This is a genomic window from Kitasatospora sp. NPDC001603 (assembly GCF_040298365.1).
Taxonomy (GTDB): domain Bacteria; phylum Actinomycetota; class Actinomycetes; order Streptomycetales; family Streptomycetaceae; genus Kitasatospora.
Window position 1 is genome coordinate 22,870 of record NZ_JBEPAA010000078.1, and the last position, 14,743, is coordinate 37,612.

Genomic DNA, 14,743 nt, shown 5'->3' on the forward strand with positions numbered 1-14,743 from the left:
GACCTTTCAGCCGGTTGGTGCGGCAGGATTGCGGTGGACCCGGCGGTGAGACCACACACCACCGAGTCACGCAACGGCGCGCGACAGGAGCCAAGAAGTCATGCAGACCAAGCTGGACGCAGCCAAGGCCGAACTGCTCACGAAGGCAGCAGCAGCCGCTGAGAACAGCCAGGTGGGGGGAGCGGCGCCGGGGGAGGGTCTGAGCAACGGCGCTCTGACCGCGTACCTGCACCACTACTACCTCCACACCGCGCCCGAGGACCTGGTCGACCGCGACCCGGTCGACGTGTACGGCGCGGCCGCCTCCCACTACCGCCTCGGCCTCAAGCGCCCGCAGGGCACCGCCGAGGTCCGCGTGCACACCCCGTCGGTGGAGGAGAACGGCTGGTCCTGCGGCCACACCGTGGTCGAGGTCGTCACGGACGACATGCCCTTCCTGGTCGACTCGGTCACCAACGAGCTGTCCCGCCAGGACCGGGCGATCCACATCGTGATCCACCCCCAGCTGGTCGTCCGCCGTGACATCACCGGCAAGCTGCTGGAGATCCTGGACATCGACGCCTGCGCCCGCAGCCAGGCCGCCGGCGCCGAGTGGCCCGCCGACGCCGTCGTCGAGTCCTGGATGCACATCGAGGTCGACCGCGAGACCGACCGCGAGGACCTCCGCGCGATCGAGGCCGACCTGCGCCGGGTCCTGGGCGACGTCCGCGAGGTCGTCGAGGACTGGACGAAGATGCGCGAGTCCGCGCTGCGGCTCGCCGACGAGCTCGCCGAGGAGCCCCCGGCCCACCTGCCCGAGCAGGAGGTCGGCGAGGCCTGGGAGCTGATGCGCTGGCTGGCCGACGACCACTTCACCTTCCTCGGCTACCGCGAGTACGACCTGGTGGAGCACGAGGGCGAGGAGGTCCTGAAGGCCGTCGCCGGCACCGGCCTCGGCATCCTGCGCTCCGACCCGCTCAGCCACGACGACGACCACCACCCGGTCAGCGAGGCCTTCGGCCGGCTCTCCGCGCCGGTGCGCGCCAAGGCCCACGAGAAGAAGCTGCTCGTCCTCACCAAGGCCAACAGCCGCTCCACCGTGCACCGCCCGGCCTACCTCGACTACGTCGGCGTGAAGAAGTTCGACGCCAACGGCGAGGTCGTCGGCGAGCGCCGCTTCCTCGGCCTGTTCTCGGCCGCCGCCTACACCGAGTCGGTCAGCCGCATCCCGGTGGTCCGCCGCAAGGTCCAGGACGTCGTCCTCAGCTCCGGCTTCTCCACCGAGAGCCACGACGGCCGCGACCTGGTGCAGATCCTGGAGACCTTCCCCCGGGACGAGATCTTCCAGACCCCGGCCGAGGAACTGCTCCAGATCGCCACCAGCGTGCTCTACCTCCAGGAGCGCCGCCGGCTGCGGCTCTTCCTGCGCCAGGACGAGTACGGGCGCTACTTCTCCGCGCTGGTCTACCTGCCGCGCGACCGCTACACCACCCGCATCCGGCTGCGCCTGATGGACATCCTGATGCAGGAGCTCAACGGCGCCTCGATCGACTACACGGTCTGGTCGACGGAGTCCGTGCTGACCCGACTGCACTTCGTCGTCCGGGTCACCCCCGGCAGCGAGCTGCCGCACCTGACCGACGCCGAGATCGAGCGGATCGAGGGCAAGCTCGCCGAGGCCGCCCGGTTCTGGATGGACGGCTTCAACGACCAGCTGCACCTGGAGCTGGGCGAGGAGCGGGCCGCCGAGCTGTCCCGCAAGTACGCCAACGCCTTCCCCGACGGCTACCGCGCCGACTTCACCGCGCGCACCGCCGTCGCCGACCTCAAGCAGATCGAGTCGCTGCACGGCGAGGGCGACTTCCGCCTCAACCTGTACCAGCCGGTCGGCGCGGGCGACGACGAGCGCCGCTTCAAGATCTACCGGGTCGGCGGCCCGATCTCGCTGACCGAGGTCCTGCCGGTCCTGCAGCGCCTGGGCGTCGAGGTGCTCGACGAGCACCCCTACGCGCTGACCCGCTCGGACCAGACCACCGCCTGGGTCTACGACTTCGGCCTGCGGCTGCGCGAGGCCGTCGAGCTGACCGACGAGGCGCGCGACCGCTTCCAGGAGACCTTCGCCGCCACCTGGACCGGCAAGGCCGAGAACGACGGCTTCAACGAGCTGGTGCTGACCGCCGGGCTGACCTGGCGCCAGGCGATGATGCTGCGCGCGTACGCCAAGTACCTGCGCCAGGCGGGCTCGACGTTCTCCCAGGACTACATGGAGGACGCGCTCCGCAACAACACCCACAGCACCCGGCTGCTGGTCAACCTCTTCGAGGCCCGGCTGAGCCCCAGCCACCAGCTGGGCGCGGCCGAGCTGACCGACGCCATCCTGGAGGAGCTGTCCGGCGCGCTGGACGAGGTCGCCTCGCTGGACGAGGACCGCATCCTGCGCTCCTTCCTGCACCTCATCAAGGCCACCCTGCGCACCAACTTCTTCCAGCACACCGGTGAAGCGGGCGCCTGGCACTCCTACGTGTCGATGAAGTTCGACCCGAAGGCCATCCCGGACCTGCCGGCCCCGCGCCCCGCGTTCGAGATCTGGGTGTACTCGCCGCAGGTCGAGGGCGTGCACCTGCGCTTCGGCAAGGTCGCCCGCGGCGGTCTGCGCTGGTCCGACCGGCGTGAGGACTTCCGCACCGAGATCCTGGGCCTGGTCAAGGCGCAGATGGTGAAGAACACCGTCATCGTGCCGGTCGGCGCCAAGGGCGGCTTCGTCGCCAAGCAGCTGCCGGACCCGTCGGTGGACCGGGACGCCTGGCTGGCCGAGGGCATCTCGTCCTACAAGACCTTCATCTCGGCGCTGCTGGACATCACCGACAACCTCAAGGGCGGCGAGGTCGTCCACCCGGCCGACGTGGTCCGCCACGACGAGGACGACACCTACCTGGTCGTCGCCGCGGACAAGGGCACCGCGACCTTCTCCGACATCGCCAACGGCGTCGCCGAGTCGTACGGCTTCTGGCTGGGCGACGCGTTCGCCTCCGGCGGTTCGGCCGGCTACGACCACAAGGGCATGGGCATCACCGCCCGCGGCGCCTGGGAGTCGGTCAAGCGCAACTTCCGCGAGCTCGGCCACGACACCCAGTCCGAGGACTTCACCGTCGTCGGCATCGGCGACATGTCCGGTGACGTCTTCGGCAACGGCATGCTGCTCAGCGAGCACATCCGCCTGGTCGCCGCCTTCGACCACCGGCACATCTTCCTCGACCCCAACCCGGACGCGGCCGTCTCGTACGCCGAGCGCCGCCGCCTCTTCGAGCTGCCGCGCAGCTCCTGGGACGACTACGACAAGTCGCTGATCTCGACCGGCGGCGGGGTCTTCCCGCGCAGCGCCAAGTCGATCCAGCTGACCTCGCAGGTGCGGGCCGCGCTCGGCGTCGAGGAGAGCCGGCTCACCCCGGCCGAGCTGATGAAGCGGATCCTCCAGGCGCCGGTCGACCTGTTCTGGAACGGCGGCATCGGCACCTACGTCAAGGCCTCCACCGAGACCAACGCCGAGGTCGGCGACAAGGCCAACGACGCGATCCGGGTCAACGGCGAGCAGCTGCGGGTCCGGGTCGTCGGCGAGGGCGGCAACCTCGGCTGCACCCAGCTCGGCCGGATCGAGTACGCGGCGTCCGGCGGCCCGCAGGGCGCCGGCGGCTGGATCAACACCGACGCCATCGACAACTCGGCCGGGGTGGACACCTCGGACCACGAGGTCAACATCAAGATCCTGCTCAACCAGGTCGTCGGGGACGGCGACATGACGGTCAAGCAGCGCAACCAGCTGCTCGCCGAGATGACCGACGAGGTCGGCCACCTGGTGCTGCGCAACAACTACGCGCAGAACGTGGTGCTGGCCAACGCCGTCGCCCAGGCGACCAGCATGGTCAACGTCCACTCCCGGATGATCAACCGCCTGGAGCGCGACGGCCGGCTCGACCGCGGGCTGGAGTTCCTGCCCACCGAGCGGCAGATCCGCGAGCGCCAGCAGAACGGCCGCGGCCTCTCGCAGCCCGAGCTGTCGGTGCTGCTCGCCTACACCAAGATCACCCTGGCCGACGAGCTGCTCGCCACCGAGCTGCCCGACGACCCGTTCTTCCGCACCGCGCTGCACGAGTACTTCCCCAGCGCGCTGCGGGCCCGGTTCGCCGAGGCGATCGACAACCACGCGCTGCGCCGCGAGATCATCACCACGCTGATCGTCAACGACACGATCAACCGCGGTGGCTGCACCTTCGCCTTCCGGCTGAAGGAGGAGACCGGCGCCACGTATGAGGAGATCGCCCGGACGCACACCGCCGCGCGGGCCGTCTTCAGCCTGGAGCAGATCTGGTCCGAGATCGAGGCCCTGGACAACCGGGTCCCGGCCGGCGCCCAGACCAGGATGCGGCTGCACTCGCGCCGGCTCGTCGAGCGCGCCACCCGGTGGATGCTCAACAACCGCCGCCAGCCGCTCGACATCGCCGGCACCATCGAGTTCTTCCACGACCGGGTCAACCAGGTCTGGGGCTCGCTGCCCAAGCCGCTGCGCGGCGAGGACCTGGCCTGGTTCGAGTCGGTCTACGGCGAGCTCGCCGCGGCCGGCGTGCCGGAGGAGCTGGCCACCCGGATCGCGGGTCTGTCCTCGACCTTCCCGACCCTGGACATCACCGAGGTCGCGGACCGGTCCGGCAAGGACGTCGCCGAGGTCGCCGAGCTGTACTACGACCTGGCCGACCGCCTGCAGATCACCCACCTGCTCGACCGCATCATCGAGCTGCCGCGGACCGACCGCTGGTCGTCGATGGCCCGCGCGGCGATCCGCGAGGACCTCTTCGCGGCCCACGCGGCGCTGACCGCCGACATCCTGGCCTGCGGCCCCGAGGGCGCGACCCCCGAGGAGCGGTACACCGCCTGGGCGGAGCTCAACTCCACCCTGCTGAACCGTGCCAAGAGCACGCTCGACGACATAAGGGGTTCGGACAACTACGAGCTGTCCAGCCTCTCCGTCGCGATGCGCGTCATCCGCACCCTGCTCCGCACGGGTTCGATGCGCTGACGACCGGGAGCCGGACGGCCCGGACGGCGGGGCCGCGTCTTCGGACGCGGCCCCGCCGTCGTCGTTCTCCGGGTCGTTCTCCGGGTCGGTGGCCGGGGCTGCGGCCGGGGGAGGGCGGGCGTCGAGGCGGAGCGTGTCAGGCCGGTCACTCCGGGTGCGAATCCGTTTGTGGCCCGGATGTGAGGTGCGGGTGAACGCGGGGTCACAATGTCCGGTACGTCGGCCCCGAAGTGTCGTCAGGTGGCGGAGTTCCTCCCCAACTGCCCTGATTGGCAACTGTTCTGACATGGCAAGAGTTGCAGTAAGCTAACTCCGCGATAGGCGTTGCCGCAGGTCCGTGCCGGAAGAGCTCCACCGACGTGCTGGAACAACAGGTGTCTTTCGGCGGGGAGCAGGCCGCCAGTCCCACCCGCGCAGGGCGGTCCGGACCAGTTCCTGACGCGATGCCACCTGAAGAGAGTTTCATGACGTCATTTGTGCAGGAACCCTTTTTCTGGGTCTCCATCGTGGTGATGCTCGCAGTAGTCGGGGTCTCCCTCCAAGCCCGCAGGACGAACCTCTCCCTGCGCAGGCGAAACGTTTCCCTTGAGGAGACGGCCGCCCAGGCGCAGCGGCAGCGCGACGAACTCGGTGCGCTGAACTCGCGCCTGCAGAGCCAGCACGCGGCCGTGCTGGCGGAGGTCCGCCGGGACGCCGAGGAGGACACCAAGGCCGTCCTCAAGGCGGCGATGCGGACCCTGCAGGGTCTGGCCGACGAGCAGCAGGTCGTCATCGACAAGGTCCAGCGCAAGTACGGCGACAGCCCGCAGATCCTCGCCGACCTGATGCTGATCGACCACACCAACAGCCAGTTCGGCCGGCGCGCCCAGGGCATCGCGGTGCTCTGCGGCGGCTGGCTGGGCCGCCGGGAGACCGTCGCCTCGATCTACGACGTGGCCCGCAGCGCCCAGGGCCGGATCCGGCACTTCGACCGGGTGCAGATCCACTCCCGGGTCAGCGTCTCGCTGGTCAGCAAGGTCGTCGAGCCGGTCGCCGTCGTGCTGGCCGAGCTGCTGGCCAACGCCACCAACTACTCCGCGCCGGACACCCCGGTGGAGATCAGCGTCCAGGCCGTCCCGACCGGGGTCTGCCTGATCATCGACGACGCCGGCCTCGGCATGGGGCAGGAGGAGAAGGACCGCGCCGCCGCGCTCCTGAACCCCGGTGCGCCGATCAGCCTCACCGGCCTCGGCAACCCCCCGAAGTTCGGCTTCGCCGTCTCCGGCATGCTGGCCGCCCGCTACGGCTTCCGGGTCTCGGTCGACTCGGTCTCCCCGTACGGCGGGGTGCGGGCCGTGGTGCTGCTGCCCGCCGAACTGCTCAGCAGCGAGGTCGCGCCCCCGGCGGCCGCCGGCCACGGTGACTACAGCGGCGCCTACCAGGGCGCCCAGCAGAACGCGTACCAGGGCGAGTACGACGGCGCCCAGCAGAGCACGTACCAGGGTGAGCACCAGGGGGAGCCGGTGGAGCAGCCCGTACCGGCCCGGGCGCAGCGGCTCGCGTCGCTGCCCGAGCCCGTTCCGGCCGCCCTCGCCCAGGTCGCCCCGGCCGCGGCGCAGGCGGTCCCGGAGATGACGGCGGACGGACGGCTGCCCAGGCGCCGCCGCCAGCGCACTGTCTCGGTGGTCCCGCACCCGCAGGACTCCGGCCGCGTCGACGAGCCGGTGCCGAGCACCGGCCAGGAGACGGCGTCCCGCCTCGGCGCGTTCCAGCGCGGGACGCTGTCCGGGCGCAACACCATGACCACGGAAGGAACCGAGATCCAGTGAGCCCTGATCTGACCTGGGTGCTCAACGACGTGCTGCAGGTGCGCGGTGCCCGGCACGCCATTCTCGTCTCCGCCGACGGCCTCCTGCTCGAACGGTCCAGCGAGATCGGCCGCGACGAGGCGGAGACCAACGCCGCCGCGATGAGTTCGATGCAGTCGCTGAGCCGCGCGGTGGCCCCGTTCGTCGGCGGCAACGGCGGGACGTGGCGCCAGACGCTCCTGGAGTACGACCACGGCTGGATCTTCCTGATCGCGGCCGGCAGCGGCGCCTACCTCGCGGCCTCCACCGCCTCCGACGTGGACATGGAGGCGATGTCCTTCCGGATGCAGCAGCAGGTGGGCGCGCTCGGACGGGCCATGACAGCGGCGCCGCGCCAGAGCACACACAGCGGCTCATGACGGTTCCCGGCGAGGAGCAGCGGGTTGCCAGCGGATTCATCCGCTCCTATGTCATCACCGGCGGCCGTGAGCTGCCGAGTGCGGACGACCTGTCCCTGATCACCCTGGTCACCGTCGCTCCCGAGCAGGGCCTCCCGGCCCGGCCGAGCCCGGAGACCACGGCGATCTGGGAACTGTGCTCCGGCGGCTACCTCTCGGTGGCCGAGGTCGCGGCCCACCTGGTGCTCCCGGTGGGGGTGGTCCGGCTGCTGCTGACGGACCTGATCCGCGAGGGGCGGCTGCTGCGCCGGGCGGCCCCGCCACCGGCCCAGGCCCCGGATCCGAGACTTCTAGAGAAGGTACTGCATGGACTTCAACGCCGGTTCGCCTGAGGACATCTACGTCCCGGGCGGGGTGACGACCGCCGTCAAGATCCTGGTCGTGGGCCACTTCGCGGTCGGCAAGACCACGCTCATCGGCGCCCTGTCGGAGATCGCCCCGCTGAGCACCGAGGAGAAGATGACGCAGGCGTCCACCGGCGTCGACGACCTCCGGGGCGCACCGGACAAGAAGACCACGACCGTGGCCCTGGACTTCGGCCGGCTGACGCTCGGCGACGACCTGGTGCTGTACCTGTTCGGCACGCCGGGCCAGCAGCGCTTCATGCAGCTCTGGGAGGACATGGCGCGGGGGGCGCTGGGAGCGCTGCTGCTGACCGACCCGACCCGGCTCACGGACACCTTCCCCGTCATCGACCTGATCGAGCAGTACGGCCTGGAGTACGCCGTGGCGGTCAACAGCTTCGACCGGCAGAGCGACTACACCGAGGACGAGCTGCGCGAGGCGCTCGACCTGCTGCCCCACACGCCGGTGGTGTTCTGCGACGCCCGCGACCAGCGGTCGTCGGCCGACGCGCTGCTGACCCTCGTCCGGCACCTGCTCGAACGCGCCTCCTGACCCTTCCCCGTCACCGCCCCCCGTCACCGCCTCCCGGGGCCGCACCCGCCCGGGGCCATTTCCGAGGAACGACCCATGGAATCTCCGCAGCGCTCCGCCCCGCAGTCGCCGCCCCCGGGCTGCCCGATGCACGGCGGCCCGACCCCGCTGTACGGGGAGATGTTCTCGTCCGACCCCGAGGCGGTCTACGACGCGCTGCGCGCGCACGGCCCCGTCGCGCCCGTGGAGTTGTCGCCCGGTGTGGACGCCACGCTGGTGACCTCGCACGAGGTCGCCCTGCGGGTGCTGCAGAACCCGGGGCTGTTCGCCCGGGACTCCCGGCGGTGGTCGGCGCTGAAGGAGGGGCGGGTGCCGATGGACAGCCCCGTCCTGCCGATGATGTTCTACCGGCCCAACTGCCTGTTCACGGACGGCACCGAGCACCTCCGGCTGCGCAAGGCCGTCACCGAGAGCCTGGAGCGGCTCAACGACAACCGGCTCAACCGGCACGTCGAGCGGATCGCCGGCTACCTGATCGACCAGTTCAGCCCGCTGGGCCGGGCCGACCTGATCAACGACTACGCCAAGCTGCTGCCGCTGCTGCTGTTCAACCAGCTCTTCGGCTGCCCGGCCGACATCGGCGACCGGCTGACCCGCAGCATGTCCGCGCTCTTCGACGGGCTGGACGTGCTCCAGGCCAACGAGGAGCTGAACGCCTGCCTGATGGACCTGGTCGCGCTGAAGCGCCGCCAGCCCGGCGACGACATCACCTCGTGGCTCGTCCAGCACCCGGCCGGGCTGCGCGACGAGGAGCTCAAGGACCAGCTGGTCATGCTGATGGGCGCCGGGGTCGAGCCCGAGCGCAACCTGATAGGCAACGCGCTGCTCCTGCTGCTGTCCGGTGACGCCGGCTCCGGGATGCGCATCGAGGACGCCCTCGACGACGTGCTGTGGAACAACCCGCCGATCGCCAACTACGCGACGCACTTCCCGATGCAGGACGTCGAGGTGGGCGGGGTCCGGATGCCCGCGGACAGCCCGGTGGTGATCAGCTTCGCCGCCGCCAACACCGACCCCGCGCTGACCGACGCCCGACTGACCCTCAGCAAGGGCGCCCACCTGGCCTGGGGCGCCGGCCCGCACGCCTGCCCGGCCAAGTCGCCGGCCCAGCTGATCGCGCTGACCGCGATCGAGTGCCTGCTCAACGCGCTCCCGGACGTCACGCTCGCGGTGCCCGCGCAGAGCGTGGGCTGGCGGCCGGGCCCGTTCCAGCGCGGACTGGTCTCGCTGCCGGTGCGGTTCAGCCCGGCGCCCGTCCGCCCCCCGGTGGCGGGCACGGGAGCCGGCCTCGGTGGCCCGCCCGCCGGCCAGGCCGCCGCCAACGGGACGCCGCACCCGCCGGCCGCCACCGCCGCGGCGCCCGCCGCGGGCCGGGCCCCGGTCAAGCAGAAGGGGTGGTGGAGCTCCTTCCTGGACGTCTTCCGGCTCTGACCGGGACGGCGCGGGAGACCGGACGACCGCTCAGCGGTGCACGGGGTCCGGTGACTTCGCGCATGTGACGGGGGCAACTCCGATCGACGCTTGAGCGTGCTCCCGGTGGGTAGGTCGCCGCCGTACTGCCCGCCAGCGCAAGGAGCCCCGTGTGACCGCCATGATGGAAGCCCGCCCCGGGACGCCGGAGTGCCGTGCTGGAACCGTCGACCGCCGCGCCGCCGTGCCGTTGCTACGGCGGCTGCGGTCGGCGGAGGGGCTGGCCGATCCGTTCCCGATCTACGACGAGCTGCGGGCCATGGGCGATCTCGTGCCGGCGCCGTGGGGCGGGTACCTGGTCACCGGTTACGACGCGTGCGACCAGGTCCTGCGCGGCAGGAACTGGCTCGTCCCCGACCTGGCCTGGCAGGGGCGGCAGACCGAGACCGAGCGCTGGCAGGCCGTCGCCACCCAGGAGATGAGCCGGACCCTCCACCGGCTCAACGCCCCCGTCCACACCCAGCAGCGGAAGGGCCTCGGGAACCTCTTCGGCCGCCACACCCTCCAGGCCCTGGCGCCGGAGATCGAGGCCGACGTCACCGAACTGCTCGACCGGCTGGCCGAGCGAATACGCGTGGACGGCGAGGCGGACCTGGCCTCATTGGTCGGCGACCGGCTCCCGATCAACACCATCGGACGCTGGCTGGACCTTCCGCCGGAGGACTACGCGCACATCCTGGAGATCACCCACAACCAGGTGCACGCCCAGGAACTCCTGCCCACCAAGAGCCAGTTGGCGATCTCCGAAGCGGCCACCCTGCACCTGCGCCGGTACTTCACCGACCTCGTCCAGGAGCGGCGTGCCCATCCGGGCGACGACGTGGTGTCCGGCTGGATCCGCACCTGGGACGCGCTGGAGTCGGACCGCGAGGCCACCGACCGGACCGTCTACGAGCTCACCATGTTCGTCACCATCGCGTCGCTGGAGGCGACGGCGGCGTCGCTCTCCCTGATGGTGTGGTCGCTGCTCCGGTCCCCGGGCACCTGGGACTGGCTGCGGGCCCGGCCGGAGCACATCGACGACGCGGTCGAGGAGGCGCTGCGCTACGACCCGCCGGTCCGCCTCAACAGCCGGGTGGCGGGGGAGGACACGGAGCTGGCCGGGGTGTTCATTCCCAAGGACACCATGGTCCACGTGATGTACGGCGCGGCCAACCGCGACCCGCGCCGCAATCCGGCTCCGCACACCTTCGACGTCCTCCGCAAGGGCTCCCACATCGCCTTCGGCGGGGGCGCCCACTACTGCCTCGGCGCGGCCCTGGCCCGGCTGGAGGCGCGCACCCTGCTGGGGCAGCTGCTGCGGCGCTTCCCGACCCTGCGGGTGGTGGGCCAGCCCGAGTTCGCACCCCGGATGGTCTTCCACCGGGTGATGTCCTTGAGAGTGGCGGCATGAACGTTTCCTCCGAGGCGATCCCGTACCCCCCGTACCCCCTCCAGCCGCCGGCGCCGCCCGGGCGGGCCCCCGCGGGCGGGGCGGCCCATGACCGCGCCGCGTACGAGGCGGGCGATCCGGAGCCCGCCGGCTCCCACGCCCCGGCGCCCCGCGCCGTCCACGCCGAGCGCCGGGGCGCGGTGCTGTACGTCGAGCTGGACAGCCCCGAGACCGGCAACGCCGTCACCGAGGCCGTGCTGCGCGACCTCCTCGCCGTGCTCGCCGCGCCGGACCCGGCCGTCCGCGCCGTGGTGCTGTCCGGCGCCGGTCCGGACTTCTGCCTCGGCGGCGACCGGGACGAGTTCGCCGACTCGCTCGGCGCGGACCCCACGGGTGGCGGCATCCGCACCGCCGGCACCCTGGCCCGCCAGGTCTGCGCGGCCCTCACCGACAGCCCGGCCGTGACCATCGCGCGGGTCCAGGGCCGGGCGATCGGCGCCGGCTTCGCGCTGGCCCTCGCCTGTGACCTGCGGGTCGGCGCCGACACGGCCGCCTTCCGGCTGCCCGAACTCGCCCTCGGCCTGCCCGTCGCGTGGGGCGGCCTGCTGCCCCGACTGCTGCACGAGGTGGGCGCGGCCCGGGCCCGCGAGATCATCCTCACCGGCCGCCCGGTCGGTGCCGCCGAGGCGTACGACCTCTCCATCCTCCAGCGGGTCGTCCCCGAGGAGGAGCTGGACGTGGCGGTGGCCGAGTGGGTCAGGCCCGTGACGCGCCGCCCCGAAGCCGCGTTGCGGGTCACCAAGACGCTGCTCAACTCCCACGCGGCGGCGACCAGGCTGGCCGACACCTCCGTCCTGGACGCGGAGTTGATGGCCGCCGTCCTCGCCGGCGCCCACTACGCCCGCGGGACCGGCGCTCCGCCGTCCTCCTGAGCCGCCGCGCCTCCTGTACCGCTCGCCGCGGTGGGTCCGTGTCCGGGGCACGGACCCACCGGCCCCGCCGCCGATCCGGCTTCGGTACGGTGGCCCGCGACAAGGGGGAAGATCATCATGACGACGACGCGCATCAGGCGCACCGTGGGGACCGCGCTGACCGTGGCGCTGGTCGTCACGGGGGCGGCGGCCTGCGACTCCGGCGGGAAGACCGCGGCCGCCCCGGCGGCGACCCGCGACGCCGCGTTCCTGGCCACCGGCCGGGCCGGGTTCGGCCCGGAGGGTCTGCGCGAGCTGGTGGCCCCGGCGGGCGCCCGGACCGCCTAGGGCATCGGGGCCGGTTCGACGGTCGAGGCGCTCAGGCAGGCCTACGGCGACAAGGGGCTGGAGCCGGCCGGGAGCGGCAAGTACGAGATGCCGGTCGAGGGCGGCCGGGGCACGCAGGGCTGGAAGTACGAGTTCACCCTGGACGGCGACAAGGTCGGCGGCCTGGCCGTGGCGAACCGCGGCATGTACTGCTCCTGAGCACCCGCGCGCCGGACGACCGGGGGCGGGGCGGACCGGCGACCGGTCCGCCCCGCCCCCGGGTCAGTGCGTGGCCGCCCGCTGGAGCGCGCTCGCCAGCAGGGCGAGGTCGGTCGGGCCGTTGCCGAGCTCGCGCACCGGCCGGCGGGCCGGCGGGGCACCGAGCTGGAGCGGGTCTATCGCGACCACCGTCGGCCGCAGGGTGGCGGTCCGCGGGATGCGGCCGCTGATCCGGGCGCTCTGGAACGCGGTGACACCGCCGTCCGGCAGCCGCAGATATCCGCGGCCGGGGGTGTCCTCGCCCAGGGCGGCGGCGTCACCGAGGTGGATCAGCAGGTCCGAGTCGGCCGGGTCGTCGGTGCGCAGCGCGATCCGCAGCAGCGCGGCCTCGTCGACCTCGGTGCCGGCGCTCTCCTCGGGGCGGCCGGTGGTGACGGCGAGGTGGACGCCGAGCGAGCCGCCGCGGCGGGCGACGGCCGCGAGGGCGCGGGCCAGGGGCCGGCCGGCCGGGGAGGTCGGGGCGAGCAGGGCGTCGTAGTCGTCCACCACGACGACCAGCCGGGCGGGCACCACGGGCGCCGGGGCGGCGGCGGACCGGGGGGAGTCGCCGCTGCGGGGGTGGATGATCCTGGCGGTGGCCGCCGGCGCCGTGGTGCCGGCGGCGCCGACCGCGGCGGGTACCGGGACGGCCGGCCGGCCCGCTTCCAGGCCCCGGGCGTCGTCCTGCCCGCGCTCGCCGTCCAGGCCTCGCTCTCCGGCCAGGCCCCGCTCGCCGTCCAAGATGCGGGCCGCGTGCCAGGAGGCGAAGTCCAGGCCGTCGAACAGCCGCTCGCGCAGGGCGAGTTCGTCCTCCAGTGCCTCCGCCGCGAGCAGTGCGGCGCGCGGGTCGGTGGCGGCGTTGACCAGCCCGGTGACGTGCGGCAGCTCGGTACAGCCGTCCAGACCCTCCTCCGTCGCCCGGCCCTCGATGAGGGAGACGGCCAGCCGCTCGGGCCGCTCGGAGACGGCCAGCGAGGCGACCAGGGTGCGCAGCAGCTCGGTCTTGCCCGAGCCGCGCGCGCCGCCGATGAGCAGGTGCGGGCCGCCCGGGTCGGGCGAGGGCAGGGTGAGCTCGGGGTCGGCGAGGTCGAGGGTGCAGAGCTCGTCGCGGGTGGTGCCCAGCAGGGCGGTGGCGGCGCCGATGCCGCCGGCGTGCGCGGCCCAGCGGGCCGAGAGCTTGGCCGGGGTGACGGTGTCGAGCTGCAGCAGGTCGAGCAGGCGCAGCGCGTCGGGCAGCGGGCCGCGGGCGGCGGGGACGGCCTCCCGCAGCGGGGCGAGGACGCGGGCCAGCCGTTCGGCCCAGACGTCGGAGACGGCGTCCAGCGAGACCTCGTGCAGCGTCTCGCGGCCCCGGGCGACCGGCCGGTCGAGGGAGAGCTGGGTGCCGACCTCGCCGGTGATCAGGGCGGTGGCGCCGACGCCGCGCGGCAGCAGCTCGGGCTGTTCGGCGAGGCAGATCGGGAAGATGCCGACGGCCGGGCCCTGGCGCAGCAGCAGGTCGAGGGCCTGCCGGGCGGCGTCGCCGGGCGGGCGGCCGTCGACCACGACCACGGTGGCGGGGTGGCCGCCGAGCCCGACCGGGCCGCTGAGCCGGGCGGTGAGCTCGGCGAGGCGGGCGGTGGCCTGCTCGTCGTCGAGGCCGATCAGCAGCCGGCAGTCCTGGCCGTCGACGGGGCGCAGGTGCGGCAGCCACAGCGCCCAGGCCCAGGTGTCGACGCGGTCCTGCGCGGGCCGCGCCGGGTCGGCGTCGACCACGACGAGGCTGAGGCCGGTGGGCGGGTGCAGGGCGGCCAGCTGGGCGACGACCGCGCGGGTGAGGGCGTCCAGCCGCTCGCGCGGGCCGCTGAGGCCGAGGCTGCCGGCGGTCTGCAGGTCGAGGGTGACCGGGACGGCGGGCAGCAGCGTGCCGGGGGTGGTGCCGGGCCCGCCGGGCCGGTCGGCGGTGCCGAGGCGCAGGGTGAGCGCGTCGGGGTGGCCGGGGCCGCGCTCCCAGAGCCGCGGGCCCGGGCCGAGGGCGTTGAGCAGCAGGGTGGCGAGGTCGGGCCAGCGCTCGCGCTGGGCGGCGGCCTGCCGGGTGCGGACGGCGGCGTGGTGGCGCTCGGCGCTCTCCTGGCCGGGCGGCTCGGCGCCGGCGCGGCCGAGCCGGAGCGAGAGCAGGCCCCGGCCGCGGCCGG

At 73.0% G+C, this 14,743-nt stretch carries 10 protein-coding genes; 9 read left to right on the plus strand and 1 reads right to left on the minus strand.

Going from position 1 to position 14,743, the window contains the following annotated elements; all coding sequences use genetic code 11:
* Window positions 1-100 precede the first annotated feature (100 nt).
* From ABT263_RS32285 to ABT263_RS32325, 9 genes are all read left to right on the plus strand, one after another.
* Window positions 101-5,050 (plus strand): NAD-glutamate dehydrogenase, encoded by a 4,950-nt coding sequence (locus ABT263_RS32285; RefSeq protein WP_329487895.1) that lies wholly within the window; start codon window positions 101-103, stop codon window positions 5,048-5,050.
* Between the two features lie 464 nt (window positions 5,051-5,514).
* On the plus strand, window positions 5,515-6,858 hold the full coding sequence (locus tag ABT263_RS32290; RefSeq protein ID WP_352295823.1) for an ATP-binding protein: 1,344 nt from the start codon (window positions 5,515-5,517) through the stop codon (window positions 6,856-6,858).
* Window positions 6,855-7,256, plus strand: a complete 402-nt coding sequence (locus ABT263_RS32295; protein ID WP_329487893.1) for a roadblock/LC7 domain-containing protein — start codon at window positions 6,855-6,857, stop codon at window positions 7,254-7,256. The genes ABT263_RS32290 and ABT263_RS32295 overlap by 4 nt, the downstream gene beginning before the upstream one ends.
* Window positions 7,253-7,627, plus strand: a complete 375-nt coding sequence (locus ABT263_RS32300; RefSeq protein WP_329487892.1) for a DUF742 domain-containing protein — start codon at window positions 7,253-7,255, stop codon at window positions 7,625-7,627. The genes ABT263_RS32295 and ABT263_RS32300 overlap by 4 nt, the downstream gene beginning before the upstream one ends.
* A complete protein-coding gene (locus ABT263_RS32305; protein WP_329487891.1) occupies window positions 7,602-8,192 on the plus strand; it encodes a GTP-binding protein in 591 nt (196 codons plus the stop codon). Before ABT263_RS32300 ends, ABT263_RS32305 begins: the two co-directional genes overlap by 26 nt.
* A 75-nt stretch (window positions 8,193-8,267) precedes the next feature.
* Window positions 8,268-9,662: a cytochrome P450 gene (locus tag ABT263_RS32310; protein ID WP_352295826.1), complete on the plus strand. Its 1,395-nt coding sequence runs from the start codon at window positions 8,268-8,270 to the stop codon at window positions 9,660-9,662.
* A 298-nt stretch (window positions 9,663-9,960) separates the two neighbouring features.
* Window positions 9,961-11,094, plus strand: a complete 1,134-nt coding sequence (locus ABT263_RS32315) for a cytochrome P450 (RefSeq protein ID WP_352295849.1) — start codon at window positions 9,961-9,963, stop codon at window positions 11,092-11,094.
* Complete coding sequence (locus ABT263_RS32320; RefSeq protein WP_352295829.1) at window positions 11,091-12,005, plus strand: enoyl-CoA hydratase/isomerase family protein; 915 nt, start codon at window positions 11,091-11,093, stop codon at window positions 12,003-12,005. The genes ABT263_RS32315 and ABT263_RS32320 overlap by 4 nt, the downstream gene beginning before the upstream one ends.
* A gap of 117 nt (window positions 12,006-12,122) precedes the next feature.
* Complete coding sequence (locus ABT263_RS32325) at window positions 12,123-12,332, plus strand: hypothetical protein (RefSeq protein ID WP_352295831.1); 210 nt, start codon at window positions 12,123-12,125, stop codon at window positions 12,330-12,332.
* A 261-nt stretch (window positions 12,333-12,593) separates the two neighbouring features.
* On the opposite strand, the gene ABT263_RS32330 is transcribed toward ABT263_RS32325, so the two are convergent.
* Window positions 12,594-14,743: FtsK/SpoIIIE domain-containing protein (locus ABT263_RS32330; protein ID WP_352295834.1), on the minus strand; the 2,150-nt coding region annotated here is incomplete at its 5' end.